The following is an 876-nucleotide window of genomic DNA, read 5'->3' on the forward strand; positions in this document are numbered from 1 at the left end:
CTGATCCCGTTGTTTATGGCGCTGGTCGGCATGGGGGCTGCGGATGCCAACCGCCGTAATTTTCTGGCACTGGCGCGGCTGAGCGGTCACTTTCTCGATCGGTTGCGCGGCATGGAGACGTTGCGACTGTTTCATCGCGGGGCGGCAGAAGTGGATGACATTCGCCGGGCGTCGGAAGATTTTCGCAGCCGCACCATGGAAGTGCTGCGCATGGCATTCCTTTCCTCCGGCGTACTGGAGTTTTTTGCCTCTATCTCCATCGCGGTCGTCGCGGTATATTTCGGCTTTTCTTACCTTGGCGAGCTGAATTTCGGCCATTATGGTACCGGCGTCACCCTGTTTGCCGGCTTTCTGGTCTTGATTCTCGCCCCCGAGTTTTTCCAGCCGTTGCGCGATCTGGGCACATTTTATCACGCAAAAGCGCAGGCGGTCGGCGCAGCGGAATCGCTGGTGAGCTTTCTTACTGCGGAAGCGGAAGAGGTCGGCCTCGGCACACAGCCTTTTGACGCGGAAACCATTGCCATCCGAGCTGACCAACTGGTGGTGCTATCGCCCACTGGCACTGCGTTAACCGAACCGCTGACCTTTACGCTCGAGCCGGGACAGCGGGTAGCGCTGGTCGGCGTGAGCGGTGCAGGTAAAAGTTCATTGCTTAACGTGCTGCTCGGTTTTTTACCCTATCGCGGCTCGCTGTGTATCAACGGGCAGGAACTGCATACGCTGGATGCCAATGCATGGCGTAAACACCTCAGTTGGTTGGGACAAAATCCGCATTTGCCAGAAGAAACGCTGCGCAGCAATATTCTGTTGGGGTATCCACACGCTAGCGAGGACCCGCTGCAACAGGCGGAGGAACACGCTTACGTGCACGAGGTT

The 876-nt window shown here is 57.6% G+C and carries 1 protein-coding gene; it reads left to right on the forward strand.

Features of this window, described 5'->3' with window-relative positions; translation table 11 throughout:
* Window positions 1-876: ATP-binding cassette domain-containing protein (locus J5224_RS31100; RefSeq protein WP_264628863.1), on the forward strand; the 876-nt coding region annotated here is incomplete at both ends.

This window comes from Candidatus Symbiopectobacterium sp. NZEC135 (genome assembly GCF_025962695.1).